Source organism: Alkalidesulfovibrio alkalitolerans DSM 16529, from assembly GCF_000422245.1.
GTDB lineage: Bacteria > Desulfobacterota > Desulfovibrionia > Desulfovibrionales > Desulfovibrionaceae > Alkalidesulfovibrio > Alkalidesulfovibrio alkalitolerans.
The window spans coordinates 183002-197685 of record NZ_ATHI01000001.1 but is presented as its reverse complement, the minus strand read 5'-3'; the positions used below and the strand labels follow the sequence as shown (position 1 = coordinate 197685).

Annotated in this window: 9 protein-coding genes; 5 read left to right on the top strand and 4 right to left on the bottom strand. The window is 67.0% G+C overall.

The features are described from left to right. Positions 1-63 precede the first annotated feature (63 nt). Complete coding sequence (locus DSAT_RS00920) at positions 64-1503, top strand: transglycosylase SLT domain-containing protein (protein WP_020885692.1); 1440 nt, start codon at positions 64-66, stop codon at positions 1501-1503. Here the strand turns inward: DSAT_RS00920 and DSAT_RS00915 are convergent. Further along, a complete protein-coding gene (locus tag DSAT_RS00915; RefSeq protein WP_152490172.1) occupies positions 1426-1764 on the bottom strand; it encodes a hypothetical protein in 339 nt (112 codons plus the stop codon). The genes DSAT_RS00920 and DSAT_RS00915 overlap by 78 nt on opposite strands. A gap of 141 nt (positions 1765-1905) precedes the next feature. Between DSAT_RS00915 and DSAT_RS00910 the strand changes: the two genes are divergently transcribed. Then, on the top strand, positions 1906-3183 hold the full coding sequence (locus DSAT_RS00910) for an AICARFT/IMPCHase bienzyme (RefSeq protein ID WP_020885690.1): 1278 nt from the start codon (positions 1906-1908) through the stop codon (positions 3181-3183). 496 nt (positions 3184-3679) lie between these two features. Here DSAT_RS00910 and DSAT_RS00905 read toward each other — a convergent pair whose 3' ends face one another. The 3 genes from DSAT_RS00905 to DSAT_RS00895 all read right to left on the bottom strand — a co-directional run bounded on the left by DSAT_RS00905 (position 3680) and on the right by DSAT_RS00895 (position 6352). Then, positions 3680-5752, bottom strand: coding sequence for a methyl-accepting chemotaxis protein (locus DSAT_RS00905; RefSeq protein WP_020885689.1), 2073 nt, complete (start codon positions 5750-5752; stop codon positions 3680-3682). A gap of 160 nt (positions 5753-5912) precedes the next feature. Next, positions 5913-6134, bottom strand: coding sequence for a type II toxin-antitoxin system HicA family toxin (locus DSAT_RS00900; RefSeq protein WP_020885688.1), 222 nt, complete (start codon positions 6132-6134; stop codon positions 5913-5915). Beyond that, positions 6131-6352, bottom strand: coding sequence for a type II toxin-antitoxin system HicB family antitoxin (locus DSAT_RS00895; protein WP_040370423.1), 222 nt, complete (start codon positions 6350-6352; stop codon positions 6131-6133). The genes DSAT_RS00900 and DSAT_RS00895 overlap by 4 nt, the downstream gene beginning before the upstream one ends. A 661-nt stretch (positions 6353-7013) precedes the next feature. On the opposite strand from DSAT_RS00895, the gene DSAT_RS00890 reads away from it, so the two are divergent. The 3 genes from DSAT_RS00890 (at position 7014) to DSAT_RS00880 (ending at position 14574) form a co-directional block, all read left to right on the top strand. After that, the gene (locus DSAT_RS00890; RefSeq protein ID WP_020885686.1) at positions 7014-8075 is read left to right on the top strand and encodes an NAD(P)H-dependent flavin oxidoreductase; all 1062 of its coding nucleotides are present in this window, start codon (positions 7014-7016) and stop codon (positions 8073-8075) included. 95 nt (positions 8076-8170) lie between these two features. Then, positions 8171-10075 (top strand): autotransporter assembly complex protein TamA, encoded by a 1905-nt coding sequence (locus DSAT_RS00885; protein ID WP_020885685.1) that lies wholly within the window; start codon positions 8171-8173, stop codon positions 10073-10075. Continuing rightward, a complete protein-coding gene (locus DSAT_RS00880) occupies positions 10075-14574 on the top strand; it encodes a translocation/assembly module TamB domain-containing protein (RefSeq protein WP_020885684.1) in 4500 nt (1499 codons plus the stop codon). The genes DSAT_RS00885 and DSAT_RS00880 overlap by 1 nt, the downstream gene beginning before the upstream one ends. Positions 14575-14684: the final 110 nt, after the last annotated feature.

Sequence of the window (14684 nt, the reverse complement as noted above, 5' to 3'; positions counted from 1 at the left end):
TAGCGGTAATGGGAAGGAGGCCGTCTGTCAATCGCGACGGCTCGTGACCACTGGATTTCCGGCATGCATCCTCATATTTCCTTACGACGCGACTGGCCCGGCTGGGCCATGGTCCTCGCCCTGGTCTGCGCTCAGGTCTGGCTGCTCGCGGTCTGGCCAGAGAAGCGCCCTGCCGTGCGCGACGGCGTGCTGGTCGTGGCGGCGGCCCATTCCGAGATGGTGCGCACCACCCTCTCGCCCTACGGCCCCGGCCTGGAGACCGACCTGGTGGAGGCGTTTTGCCGCGCCAACGGTCTGACGCCACGCTGGCTTTTCGTCGATTCCTGGGAGGAAGGCTGGGAGTTGTTGCGCACCGGCAAGGCCGACGTGCTCGTGGGACCAGGGCTCTCGCCGCCGCCCGGCGTGAACGGCGACCGCATCCGATCAGGTCCGCGCTACGCTCCCTCCGAAGTCGTCATCCTGAACACCACAGACAAATATCCGCTCAAGACGCCCAAGCAACTCTGCGACGTGCCGCTCATTCTTCAAAACGTCCAGACCCTGCCCACGATCCTCAACGAATACCTCGAACCGCGCGGCTGCACCTTCGGCCCCTCCATGACCACGAGTCCTGGCATGCGCGAAATGCTGGCACTTTTGCAATCTCCGGAGGCGCGTTTCGGCGTGGCCGAGGCGCGGCTCTTCCAGCTCTGGCAGCCGTTCGTTCCCGAAGTGGAACCCACGGCGCGCACGGGAGCGAGAATATTCCGGCGCTGGCACTGGCGGACGGACACGGCGTACGACGAATCCCTGGCACTGTTCTGGCGCGACCACGGCACGGCTCTTTCGGCGGAACTGAAGGAGCTCTACTTCGGGTTCTTCCCCGTGGGTTACGACGCCTATGAGATGATCCGTCTGCGGCAGACCGTCCGCGACCAGATGCAATTCTACCGCGAGGCCATCATCACGGCCGCTAAGACGAACCGCATCGACCCGCTGCTGCTCGCGGCCCTGATCTATCAGGAATCGCGCTTCGACCGTCACGCCCAAAGTCCCACCGGCGTGCGCGGTCTGATGCAGATCTCGCAGGAAACGGCCGACCACCTGGGCATGAAGGATCGTACAGACCCCTTCGAAAGCATCGAGGCCGGAGCGCGCTATCTGCGTTTTCTCTACGACAGCCTGGAAGACGAGGGGTTGCCGCCGTGGCACCGCTGGTTCGTGGCCCTGGCCGCTTACAACCAAGGGCTTGGCCGCACGCGCGCGGTACTGGCGCGAACGGCCGACAGGCAACTCGAACCGCTGGGCACGGCCGAGGATGAGGCGCTCTCGATGCTGGGATGGGAAACGCGGGGACGGCGCGCCGAGGCGGCCTACAACGGCCGCAACCAGGCAGGAGCCTTCGTGCGACGCGTCAGGCTCTTCTACTACATCCTGACCGGACTTTCAGTCCTCCCGGGGAACGAAGCGGAGCACCTTGCCCCCTTTGCCGCGGCCCTGCCCCCCGGCTGGCCTCGGACCTGACGGCCTTTCGGGCGTGGGCGAGTCCCCGGCCGGGGCAGGATGGTCTCCCGCGGATTCGCGGCTCTTGGACCAATGGTAGTTGAAGAGCTGGTTCTTGAAGCGCACGCCCTGGATCATGGACAGGGCCAGAACGGCCTCTTCCCAACGTTTGCTGGGCTCGAAACTCGCCACCTGCTCGGCGTATTTGTCCCACAGCTCCATCAGCGACGCCTCGTCGTATGCGCCAAGCTGCTTGGCCAGCTTGAGAAGTGCCTTCTCCACCATCATCCTCCTTGGATCACAAACAAAACGAGGGTAGCAGAAAGCGGGGGCGCATCCAAACCAAATTTGCATGGCCGCCCCGGCGCATGTTAGGAAGCCGACCACGCCATCCCCATCGCACCCAAAAGGAGCCCGCCGCCCATGAGCACGCTGAAGTCGATGTACACCGCCATATCCGATGACCCCTTCCCGCCCGAAATGACCATCACCCTGGGCGGGCAGACGCTGACCTACGCCAAGCGCGCCTGGACCATCGACGGCGAGGAGCGCGGCCTGCGCTACGGCGAGAACCCGGACCAGCCCGCCGCGCTCTACGAGCTGACCGGCGGCGGCCTCACGCTTGGCGGCGTGACCTTCCGGGGACCGGGCCAGGGGCTGGTGGCAGCGCTTTCCGAGGAACACATGCTCCAGGCGGGCAAGCACCCCGGCAAGATCAACCTGACCGACGTGGACAACGGTCTGAACATCCTGCAATACCTCGCCGCCCGCCCGGCGGCCGTGATCCTCAAGCACAACAACCCCTCGGGCGCGGCCTGGTCCCAGGACAGCCTGGCCGACGCCCTGCACAAGGCCTTTTACGCCGACCGCATCGCGGCCTTCGGCGGGGCCATCGTGGTCAACCGCACGCTGGATGCGGCCACGGCCGAAATCGTCAATTCCGCCTACTTCGAGGTCGTGGCCGCGCCGGACTACGAGGCCGACGCCCTGGCCATGCTGAAGACCAAAAAGAACTTACGCATCCTGCAGATTCCGGGCATCGCGCGGCTTTCCGAGCTCTCGGCCGCGCCGTTCCTGGAGTTCAAGTCGCTCATCGACGGCGGCCAGATCGTGCAGTTCTCCTTCCAAAACCGCATCCGCGAGGTCGCGGACTTCCTGCCGGGCCAGGCCACAGACAAGGCCGGGCTCTCGATCACGAGCCGCGCGCCCACAACGGCCGAGGCCGAGGACCTGCTCTTCGCCTGGGCCGTGGAGGCGGGCGTGACCTCCAATTCCGTGATTTTCGCGCGCGACGGGGCCACCGTGGCCATCGGCACGGGCGAGCAGGACCGCGTGGGTTGCGTGCAGATCACCATCAGCAAGGCCTACACCAAATACGCCGACCTTTTGGCCTGGAAGAAGCACGGACTCTCGATCTACGAATTGACGCAAAAGGCGGCGAGCGACGAGGAGGCGGCGAACCACTTGCGCGAAATCCAGGCCGAGACCGAGGCGGCCAAGGGCGGCTTGCCGGGCTCGGTGCTCGTCTCGGACGGCTTCTTCCCCTTCCGTGACGGTGTGGACCTGGCCATCGGCGTCGGAGTCACGGCCATCGCCCAGCCTGGCGGCTCGATCCGCGACACCGAGGTGCTGGCGGCCTGCAACGAGGCCACGCCTCAGGTTGCCATGGTCTTTACGGGCCAGCGCTCCTTCAAACACTAGCAGACCGGTGAAAAAGTCTCATCTGCCGCGTTGCCGCGAAAAGCTCAAACCCTCGCGTATTACGAGCGCAAAGCAGAAACTTTGCGCTCCCGCGGCTTCGCCGCTCATGCCCGCCTTCGGCGGGCCGTACTTATAACCCGGAGCACGAAAATATTGCATATTTTCTGCTCCGGGTAATATTGTAATACGCGTCGACCTTGCCCGGCTCTCGCGCCTTGCCCTCACGGTTTTTGACGCCTCACCTGAAAGACAACTCCACCAACGAAGCAGGCAGACAATTTTTCAGCTGGTGCCCATCACCGCCGTACCGGTGTCGGTTTTGCAGGAAACGATTTCGAAGCGCATTCGAACCCAATGTTTGACAAGCAGGCCGCTTAGAAAGTGCCAGATGCAAGGCGCAAGAAAGCGCCGGGCCCGACGCGTATCAAAGAATACGCGAGGGTCCGGCGCTTTTCGCGGCAACGCCGCAGATGGTGCTTTATAAGCGGCCTGCCCGCTAGTAGCGTTCGAAGCCCTCGTCGTCGGAGTCAGAAGACCCGCCGCCCATGTCCAGGCGCACGCCGCCGGTCTTGGCCTTGGCCTTGGCCTTGCCTGCCGGAGGCAGGGCGGCGGCAGCGGGCGCGGCCGGCTTGGCAGCGCGCGGTTTGGCAGCGGGCGGCAGGGCGCGGCGCTGGACGTGGCCGTCCTCCTGGACCCTGAAGAAGCTCATGGTGGCTTGCAACTGCTGCGCCTGGCTCGAAAGCTCCTCGGAGGTGGAGGCCATCTCCTCGGAGGCCGAGGCGTTTTGCTGCACCACTTGGTCGAGCTGCTGCACGGCCTTGTTGACCTGTTCCGCGCCCGCGTCCTGCTCGGCGCTGGCGGCGGCGATCTCCTGCACGAGCTCGGCCGTGCGCTTGATGTCGGGCACGATGCGGGCCAGCATGCCGCCCGCCTTCTCCGCCACCTCCACGCTCGCGGCGGAAAGCTCGCTGATCTCGGCCGCGGCCTGTCCGCTGCGCTCGGCCAGCTTCCTGACCTCGGCCGCGACCACGGCGAAGCCCTTGCCGTGCTCGCCCGCGCGCGCGGCCTCGATGGCGGCGTTCAGCGCCAAAAGGTTGGTCTGGCGCGCGATCTCCTCGATGATGGAGATCTTCTCGGCGATCTCCTTCATGGCCTTGACCGTGGAGGCCACGGCCGCGCCGCCCTCCTCGGCGTCCTTGGCGGCGGAAAGGGCCATTTTCTCGGTCTGGCGGGCGTTGTCCGCGTTCTGGCGGATGTTGGCCGCCATCTGCTCCATGGACGAGGAGACCTCCTCCACCGAGGCGGCCTGCTCCGTGGCGCCCTGCGAGAGCGTCTCGGACGAGGCGGAAAGCTCCTCGCTGCCCGCGGCCACGTTCTCCGAGCCCGAGCGGACCTCGGCCACGACTTCACCGATGCGATCGGCCATGTCGTTCAGGGCCTTGGCCAGCACGCCGATCTCGTCGCGCTGGTCGATGTCCACGCGGGTGGTGAAGTCGCCCTGCGAGAGCGACTGGGCAAAGGCCACGCCCTTGCGCACAGGTGCGGTGATGGCCCGCGTGAGCGCGATGCCCAGGATCACGGCCGCGGCAAGGCCGAAGACCATGCCCCAGATCATGGTCGTGCGCGCCGTGGCTCCGGCCTCATGCGCTTCGTTCACGGCCTGCGCACCGGCCTCCAGGGTCGCGGCTGCCAAGTCGCCTGCACCTTGGAAGGTGGCGTCCAGGCGACGGCGACCCTCGCCGAGCGCCAGCGTGTTCATTTCGTTGTAGATGTCGCGCGACTGGTCCACGGCCTGGATGATCTCGTCGAAATGCGAGAAGACCTGCTCGGCCTGGGCCATCATGCGGTCGCGGTAGATGGTCTCGGCCTCCTGGGCGCGGCCTGCGGCCCGTGCGGCCTTCAGGTCGGCCACGGCCGCGTGGAAGGCGTCGTGCGGCACGCGGATGCGGCGCAGGATGTCCTGCATACGCTGGTTGGTGGTGGTGTAGGTACCGAGCCAACGGCCAAAGTTGCAGCGCGTGGGGTCGTCGCCGCCGGGAAAGTCACGGCCGAGCATGAGCAGCATGGCCACGTTGTTGCCCAGGGCGTAGTGGTCGCCCTTGAACTGCTGGATGTTCGCCATCAGGGCGTCGGGGTTGAGCACGTCCAGGGCCATGAGATTGCGCGAAAGGTCGAGAATCTGGTTGTTGGTCTCGGTGGAGCGTGCGATAAGCCCCTTGAAATTATCCCACAGCTCGGCTTGGCGTGGCGTTTTGGGCAAGGCATCGTAAGCGCTGAAGGCCTCGCGGTATATCTGACGTGAACGGTCGATCTGGTCGTACTGCCGGGTCCTGTCCTCGGCGGACAGGGCCGGGCTCAGAAGCGTACGGATGTAGGCGATGATGTTTGCCACCTCCAGGCTGATGGCGTCCACGTATTCCAGGCCCTTCATGTGCACTTGGCCCAACTCCGTGGCGCGCTCGTCCACGGTGTTCACGCCGCGTACGCCCATGAAACCGACGATGACCACGATGGCGGCCACGGCCAGAAAGCCGCCCAGCAGTTTGACACCAAGCTTCAGGTTCTTCATGACTTCCTTCCCCGTTGTGACATGCCCATGCTTCTCCACCGCCCCACGCCCCGAAAAGGCGTTCAGGATACGTCCCTCCACCTTTGGCGTGAAGAACGATTCGGGCCAATTATTTTTTGGGGTCCTGATTCTGGCACATGAAAACCTCACCAAAACCCGCTCAGGCCGTCAATTCCTCCGGGCTCAGCCCCACGTCTCGCGCGATGCGGACCAACAGTCCCCGCCCGACGTCCGCGCCGGGCCTGTGCTCGGGCACCACCGCCCCCCGGCCGTCGGGATGGCGCATGAAGACGTGCGAACCCTTGCGCCGCACGGGCAGAAAGCCGCGCCGCTCAAGCGCCTTTCGCAGCCGGGCGGCCGTGGTCGTGGCGAGCCGGGTCACAGGTCGGCCCCGCACTCGTCGCACAGACACACGCCCGACGCGTCGCACGCGACCATTTCTCCGCCGACTTCGAGGCACAGGGCCACGACTTCGCGCAGGTTGTCCAGCATCTCTTGTCTGGTGGCGCCCTGAGCGTGGCAGCAGGCAAGCTCGGGCACGCTGCCCACGAAGAAGCCGTCCTCGTCGCGTTCCATGACGACGGCGAATTTCCTACTCATGGCGTCAACATGCCGCGCCACCCACAAAAAATCAACTCGTCACCGGCCATACCGGCCGACCTTCCGGGATCTGTTTCTGCCGCCCCGCCGTCCGTGCCCCGACCCGCCCACGCGGCGACGCCACGCTCCCTTGCCACGGCCACAGAATGGCACATGTCCTGAATCTCTCGCCTCCCAGGCTATTTCCGGTGCGGTGCCGAAATATGCCGTATCTGACCGCAAATGGGCGCACAGGAAATAATCCGGAAAAAAAATCGCGTCGCAGGCGGGACTAGGGGGGAGCGACACCTTGTGCGCGGGCCAGTTCAAGCGTATGGGTACGGGGCGGGTGAAGGACGGTTTCGTGGTCTTCCGGGGGTTCATGCGCCTGAAAAGCCGGATCGGCAGGCGTCCTCAAACACATCAACGCGGCAGGCGCCGCATCGCGACGCGCCAGCCCGACGGACACGAAACACCGCTCGCGCGGCGGCTCCCCCTTTGACCGGGCAGGGCTCGGCAAGGGGGTCTTTGCGCATCATCCGCCGGGCTCTGTCCTTGCGGCCGGGGCTCGCGCCGAAAGGGCCCCGCTCAAGGGCCGTTATGTCGGCGAAGTCATTACAAAGCGCGCCAGGCCAAGCCATCGCGCAGGCCTAGGCGAATCGTTTTTCGGAGCAGTGATTCCATGAGTTTGCAAGGTTTTGAAATCGACGGCCTTTATATCCCGGTGCCCATCGTCCAGGGCGGCATGGGCGTGGGCATCTCGCTCTCGGGGCTGGCCTCGGCCGTGGCCAACGAGGGCGGTGTGGGCGTCATCTCCGCCGCCATGATCGGCTTCCGCGAGCCCGACGTCAGCACCAACTACCGCGAGGCCAACATCCGCGCCCTGCGCAAGGAAATCCGCCTTGCCCGTGAAAAGACCAAAGGCGTCTTGGGCGTGAACATCATGGCCTCCATGACCAATTTCGACGACATGGTGACCTGCTCCCTGGAAGAGGGCGTGGACATCATCATCTCCGGCGGCGGCATGCCGCGAAATCTGCCCGCCTTCGCCTCGCCCGAGCACAAGACCAAGCTCGTGCCGGTGGTCTCCTCAGGCCGTGCGGCCGAGCTTTTGGCCCGCATCTGGAAGACGCGCTACGACCGCCTGCCCGACGCATTCGTGGTCGAAGGCCCCCTGGCGGGCGGCCACCTGGGCTTCAGCATGGAGGCCTTGGACGACGAGTCCGTGACCCTGGAGAACCTCGTGGACGACGTGCTGGCCGTGGCCGAAAAGCTGCGCGAAGCGCACGGCAAGAAGATCCCCGTCATCGCCGCGGGCGGCATCCACAGCCACGAGGACATCAAGCGCATGCTCGCACGCGGCGCGTCGGCCGTGCAGATGGGCACGCGCTTCGTTGCCACCCACGAGTGCGACGCCGACATCCGCTTCAAGGAAGCCTACGTGGCGGCCGGGAAAGAGGACATCACGATCATCAAGAGCCCGCTCGGCCTGCCCGGCCGGGCGCTGCGCGGCAGCTTCCTCGAAGACGTGGCCGCGGGGAAGCGCAAGCCGCACTCCTGCTACTGCCACTGCCTGGCCTCGTGCACCGTCGAGAAGGCTCCCTACTGCATCGGCCTGGCACTGGCCAACGCCCAGCGCGGCCGCCTCAAGGCCGGATTCGCCTTTTGCGGGGCGAACGCCTGGCGCATCGACAAGATCGTCTCCGTGCACGAACTGATGCGCGAACTGACGACCGGCGAATAGCCCGCCGAGCCCGCGGCGCGGCGCGGTTTTTGAGGCTGGCGATACCGATTCGGCTTTCCCGCCGGGCAGTGCTGTGTTAGCGTGAAGCGAGCACCATGAACGGCATCTCCGACTCGCGCCCCCACCCCATGGCCCGTGCGGCTTTTCTCGCCTGTCTGTATCTGGCCGCGCTCCTGTGCCTTCACGGCCCCGCCCTCGCCCAGCCGGGCGATTCCGCTGCCGACCAGCCCTCGATCCTGGAGGAAGACGCCAACGGCGAGCAGGCCGCCAGCCTGCCGCCCGGCAGCTACATCGCCGAACTGCGCGGCGACCTCGACCCCGCGCTTCGCGCCCTGATCCTCGAATCGCTGGACACCTTCACCCGCAAGGACTCCCCGCCGCGCACGAGAAGCCTTCTCGCCCACCGCATGCAGGGAGACGTCCAGACAACCCGACGGATCCTCAGTTCCTGGGGTTACTTTCAGGGCCGGGTGGAGACGGAAATCCTCGATGGGCCGGACAGGCCTGATGGCACTCCCGGCCTGCCGCTGGCCGTTTTCACTGTCGTGCCGGGCGAGCGTTTCCGCATCGGCCGCGTCGCGATTACGACCACGCCCGGCTCCGACCCCGCAGCCCCCCTGCCTGCCCCTGGAGAAATCGGCGTCTCGCCGGGCGACCCGTACGCCGCCAAGGCCGTCGTGGACGGCCAGGAGGCGATCGTGCGCCACCTCGCCACGCGTGGCTATCCCTTTCCCAGGGTCGAGGACCTCGACGTGCGCGCCATCGGGGCCGAGCGCATCGCGGACGTGACCTACGTCGTCTCGACCGGCCCGGTGGCCGACTTCGGCGAAACCACCATCAGCGGCCTCTCGCACGTCGACGAAGCATATGTTCGCAGCCGCCTGCCCTGGATCGCGGGCATGCCCTACGACGGTTCGCTGGTCGAGGAGACGCGCGCCGCCCTGGTCGCGGGGGGGCTTTTCAGCGTGGCCCTGTTCGAAAAGGGCGAGGTCGCGGAGGACGGCCGCGTGCCCATGCATCTGGAGTTGGTCGAACGCCGCCCGCGCACGATCAGGCTCGGCCTTCGCTACCGCACGGACAGCGGCCCCGGCGGCAAGGCCGAATGGGAGCACCGCACGCTCTTCGGCCGAGCCGAACGCCTGCTGGCCTCGGTGGAGGCGGACATGATCACCCAGCAGGCGGGTCTGGCCTTCCGCAAGCCGAACTTCCTGGTCGAGCCCATGAGCCTGCTCGTGGAGCAGCGCTTCGTGCGCGAACGCGACGACGCCTTTCACAGTCTGACGTCTGTGAGCAGCGCGGGCGTGGAGTACGCCTTCACTCCGCGTCTGGTGGCCGGAGTCGGCCTGTCCTATCGTCTTTCGCGGATCGATGCCGTGGAGCAGGACGAGACCTACGGCCTGTTCTCGGTGCCGCTTTCCTTGCGCTACGACGGCAGCGACGACCTCTTGAACCCCACCAGAGGCCAGCGCGTGACATTGAGCGGCGCGCGCTACTTCGTCAGCCGGGGCGATGTCTCGGACTTCTTTCAAAGCCAGATATCGGCCACCAAGTACCTGAGCATCCTGGGCGGCGACAGGCTGGTTCTGGCCTTGCGCGCCCAAGCGGGCGCGACCTCGGGCGCGGCGCTTTCGAACGTGCCCAAGGATCTGCGGTTGTATGCGGGCGGCGGCGCGTCCGTGCGCGGCTACGCCTACCGCATGGCGGGCGATCTCGACGACGCGGGCGACCCCGTGGGCGGCCGATCCGTCTTCGAGACCTCGGCCGAGGTGCGTTGGCGTTTCCACGAGGAATTTGGTCTGGTGGGCTTCGTGGACGCGGGCCGCGCCTTTGCCCGGGAATACCCCGATTTCGGGCGGAAGCTCTTCGTGGGGGCTGGATTCGGCATGCGTTACTACAGTTTCGTGGGCCCCATCGGCGTGGACATCGCCTTTCCCCTTGACAGGCGGCGCGGCCGTGACGACCGTTTCCAGGTATACGTCAGCCTGGGACAGTCCTTTTGATGACCACGAACGAAACGAAACCTTCCGCGCCCACAGCCGGACGCATGGCCTTCCCGCGTCTCGCGGCCTGGCTTGCGGCCGGGCTCGCGGGATTCGTCGCGCTCGTCCTGGCGGCGCTCCTGCTCGTCCTGAACACCCAGGTGGGCCGCAACGCCCTGGCCGGGCTCATCGAGAATCTGGCAGCGTCCGAGGATTTCCGCCTTGAACTGCACAGCCTGGATAGCGCCATGCCCTGGGACGTGAGGCTTTCGTCCTTCGCCTTGGCCGACGCGCAGGGCGTGTGGCTTGCAGGCCACGACCTGCGCGTGGGGCTCGATCTTTGGGCCACGCTCGCAAACCGCCCCACTGTGACCCACCTCACCTTGGAGCGCCTTTCACTCGCACGCCTGCCCAAAGCTTCGTCCCAGGCCGAGGCGCAAGCCGTCCAAGAGCCCGCATCGCTCTCTTTCGATATTCCTGATTTCTCCTGGCCGCACGTGGGATTGCTGCGCGTGGCGGCCATTGAGATCGCGGACGGGCTCCTCACCGAAGCAGAGGAAGGTTCGTCCGCGCGCGTCTATACTCTCTCGGGTGAGAGCCTGCCGCTGCGCGACAGCATCGCCGTGCGTCTCGATCTCGACGAGCTCTCGGAGGGCGCGGCCAACGGCGAAACGGACTCACTGTCCGTGCGGATCGACTGGCACCGGGCCGACGACGTTTTGCACGTGGACGTCCGCCTCGACGCAGGGCCGGACGGCCTGCTCGGCCCGGCCTTGGCCGAGGCCACGGGCGCGGACGTCGACTCGCTGCGCGCGCGACTGGCCGGGACAGGCCCCCTGAACGACTGGGGCGGAATCCTGACCCTGGACGCGAACGACCTCTCGCTTCTGCACGCCGACCTCTCCTTGCGGCGCGGCGCGGGCGCGCGGCCAGGCGTGGAGACGCTTCAGATCGGACTTGCGGCCGTGCTCGCCGACGTGCTCGGCCTCGTGCCCGACGACGCGGCCGACCTTCTCGGCCGCGAGGCCGAGGTGCTGGCGCGCCTTGTCGTGCCGCTTGGCTCCCGCGCAGCCGACGAAGTGCGCCTCGAAGCGCTCGACGTGGCCCTGGCCGCGCTGCGCCTGCACGCAAACGGCATCCTCGCAAGGGGAAAGCTCACCGCCGAGGCCGCCATCGAGGCCCTGGACCCGGCGCTGCTAGGCCGCTTCACGGGCGGGGTTCTCGACGGCTCGCCGCGCCTGGACCTTGCCCTGCGCGGAGGCGAGGACGAGCTTTTCGCACGCCTGGAGGCCGACCTCGGAAGCCTCGTCCTGCCCGATCTTACAAAATCTTTGGTGCGCCTTGCGGCCGATATCGATGCCCGCTCGCCTCTCGATGCGCCCACACGCACCGTGCGCGCAAAAGGAAGGGCCGACGTGGGGGGTCTTACGCCGCCGCCGGACACCGTGCTCGACGAGTCCTTGCGCATCGACTTCGACGCGAGTCTTCAGGGCGAGGACAGGCTTCGCCTCGACGCGTTCTCCCTCGTGAGTGGAGAGAACACCCTTTTTGCCTCGGGCAGCCTCGACCTCGCGGAAATGCTTCTCTCGGCCATCGCAAAGGCGGCGCTGCCGAACGCCGGAACCCTCTTCGGGCTGCGCCCAGTAAAGGCCGCCCTGAATCTCTCCGCCACGGCCCACGGCGACCTGGACGAGGGCATCCGCATCGAGGCCGACATCGATGCGAGCGGGATTCAAGGCCTCGATCCGGCCCTGGCCGCGCTCATTGGCGAGCACGCGGTCCTGCTCTTAGAGGCCGAGTTCGACGACGACGCGCTCACGCTGCATGGGCTCGACCTTACAAGCCGCACCACGCTTCATGCCAGGGGCCGCCTCGGCCTCGCCGACGACACGCTTCGCACCACGGCCCGCCTGACCCTGCCCGATGACCCCGCTTTCGTGGAACAGGCGCTGGGCATTCGGCCAAGCGGCCTTTCGCCCATCGATATAACGGTCGAGGGCGTTCTCGGCCAGCGCCTGGATATCAGCCTCGCCGCCCAGGCCAAAAGCCTGGAAATGGCCGGACAACGCCTGACCAGTCCGGCGCTTCGCCTCGCCTCGGGGATATCGCTTGCGCCCGACCCCGCGCCGGAACGCCTGGCCCTTTCCCTGGCCGCCCAGGAGATCGAACTGCGCGCCCAGGCCGCCTATATTCTCGACAACGACCACCTGCGTCTGCCTGAACTCGCGATCGAAACCCCGGGCGCGCGCCTCGACGGAGAATTGGCCCTGGCTCTGGCCACTGGCCTTTTGCGCGGCCGCCTTCAGTTGGATGCCCCGCGCCTCGACGCCCTGGCCCCGCTTCTGGGCCTCGACCTTTCCGGCGGCCTTCAGGCGCGCCTCGACCTTGCCGACGGCGCGAGCGCGCAGGCCGTGAACCTTACCGCCACAGGCCGCAGCTTGGTTCTCGACGAAATGTCGCTGGCCTCGCTCTCGCTTGAGGCCACAAGCACGGACCTGCACGCGCTTGTGGCTGAGCGCGGCGCGGCCCGGCTCGATCTGCGGGCAGCCGGGCTCGGCATGGAAGGCTTTTCGGCCGAAACCGTCAATCTGGCCACGACCGTCTCCGGCCCCGACGCGACACTCGATCTTTCCGCGCGCGGGGCGTCCGACGGCAAACCCTTCACGCTTGCGCTCACGGCCAAGCTCCAGCCCTTTGCCGAGACCTTCGCAGCCGAGCTTTCATCCCTTGCGGCCAACTACGCCGGGTTGCCGGTGCGCTCCCTGGCCCCGGCCCGCATCGAGGCGGACGCCTCGGGCCTGCGTCTTCAGGGGCTGGCCCTGGACGTGGGCGGCGGCGAATTGCGCGCGCAAGGTGAGTACGGCCCGCGCGCGGCTGACTTCGGGGCGACACTGCGCGGCTTTCCGCTGCGCGCCCTGGCCGCGCTCGATCTCACGGTTCCCTCGGGTTTGGTCGATCTCGATCTCGACGTGCAAGGCCCCGTGGCCGCACCGCGCGCCACGATTCGCCTCGAAGCCACGGGCATCACCGCGCCGCCTGACCAGGGACTCATGGACTTGCCGCCCGTCGCGCTTTCGGCCACGGCGCTGGCCGCAGACGGCCGCCTCGCCGCCCAGGCCGAGGTGCGGCACGAGACCGCGCGTCTGGTCTCGCTCGACGCATCCCTGCCCCTGGCCTTCGCCCTCGAACCCTTCGCGTTCTCCATGGACCAGGGCGCTCCCATCACGGCCACTGCCACGGGTGCGCTCGACCTCGGACTCTTGCGCGACCTGCCCGCCCTGAGCGACCAGATTCTCTCCGGCGCGCTCGCCTTCGACCTGGCCGCGCGCGGCAGCCTCGACGACCCCCTGCTTGAAGGCGACCTGAGCCTGAGCGAAGGCCGTTACGAGAACCTGCGCTTCGGCTCGGTTCTGCGCGACATCCAGATGGCGGCCAACGCCCGGGGGCGGATGTTCACCCTCACGCGTCTTTCTGCCAGGGATGGCGCGAACGGCCGCATCGAGGGCGACGGCAGCCTGACCCTGGCCGAGGGCGACGGCCCCATGCCCTTTGCGGTCCGGCTGGGCTTCGACAGATTCGAACCAGTGAACAACGAGATCATGCGCGGCACGGTGAGCGGCGACCTGAACCTTGCGGGCGACAGCGTGGAGGGTGCGAAGCTCGCTGGGCGGCTGACCGTGGACAGGGCCGAGGTGGACCTGCCGCGAGGACTGCCGCCCGACGTGGTGGACATCGACGTGACCTACGTGGACGAACGGGGGGACGAGGCCGAGACGCCCCAAGCGCGGGAGCGGGCGAAACCCCTGCCGCTGACCCTGGACATCGGCGTGACCCTGCCACCGCGCATCCGCGTGCGCGGACACGGGCTCGATTCGGTGTGGCGCGGCAACCTGGACATCACGGGCACGGCCGAGGAGCCGCGCATCATCGGAGGATTGCAGGTGGAGCGCGGCACCTTCGACTTCCTGGACCGGGTCTTCCGCATCGACGAGGGCCTGATCCAATTCAGCGGCGCAACGCCGCCCACGCCCGACCTGCGCGTCGTGGCGACCACGAACGCGGCCGCGATCCTGGCCAAGGTCATCCTCGCGGGAACGCCGCAAAACCTCAAGATCACGCTAGATTCGGACCCCGCCGTGCCCGAGAACGAAATCCTCGCGGCCGTGCTCTTCGGTCGCTCCCTGGACAGCCTCACTCCCATGCAAGCCCTGCGTCTGGCGCGGGCAGTGGACCAACTCGCGCGGGGCGGCTCGTCCGGGCCCGATATCACCCGCACCATCGCCCGAGGCGTGGGGCTGGACGATCTTTCCACCGGCGAGGGCGCGGCCACCGGCGGGACCACGGTGCAGGCGGGCAAATACGTCACGGACAACGTCTACCTCAAAGGCGGCAAGGGGCTGGACCCGCGCGACGATACCGTTGGCGTGGAGATCGAAATCAGCCCCCAGCTTGGCCTGGAGAGCCAGATGGGCCGAGAGTCGCAGGGGGGCATCGGCCTGAACTGGCGCTACGATTACTGAGCCTTTTCGCGGCCGTGGGAGGCTGTTGAGAAACTCATTCCTGGACGCCTATGCGCCATCGTTGTACACCTCATAAGTCATCGTTTGTCCATGGCACTTCAGCCCCCAAG

Bases quoted from the DNA above. Each gene is read 5' to 3' on its own strand.
- DSAT_RS00910 (WP_020885690.1), top strand. From the start codon at position 1,906: ATGAGCACGCTGAAGTCGATGTACACCGCCATATCCGATGACCCCTTC.
- DSAT_RS00905 (WP_020885689.1), bottom strand. From the start codon at position 5,752: ATGAAGAACCTGAAGCTTGGTGTCAAACTGCTGGGCGGCTTTCTGGCC.
- DSAT_RS00920 (WP_020885692.1), top strand. From the start codon at position 64: ATGCATCCTCATATTTCCTTACGACGCGACTGGCCCGGCTGGGCCATG.
- DSAT_RS00885 (WP_020885685.1), top strand. From the start codon at position 8,171: ATGAACGGCATCTCCGACTCGCGCCCCCACCCCATGGCCCGTGCGGCT.
- DSAT_RS00895 (WP_040370423.1), bottom strand. From the start codon at position 6,352: ATGAGTAGGAAATTCGCCGTCGTCATGGAACGCGACGAGGACGGCTTC.
- DSAT_RS00880 (WP_020885684.1), top strand. From the start codon at position 10,075: ATGACCACGAACGAAACGAAACCTTCCGCGCCCACAGCCGGACGCATG.
- DSAT_RS00890 (WP_020885686.1), top strand. From the start codon at position 7,014: ATGAGTTTGCAAGGTTTTGAAATCGACGGCCTTTATATCCCGGTGCCC.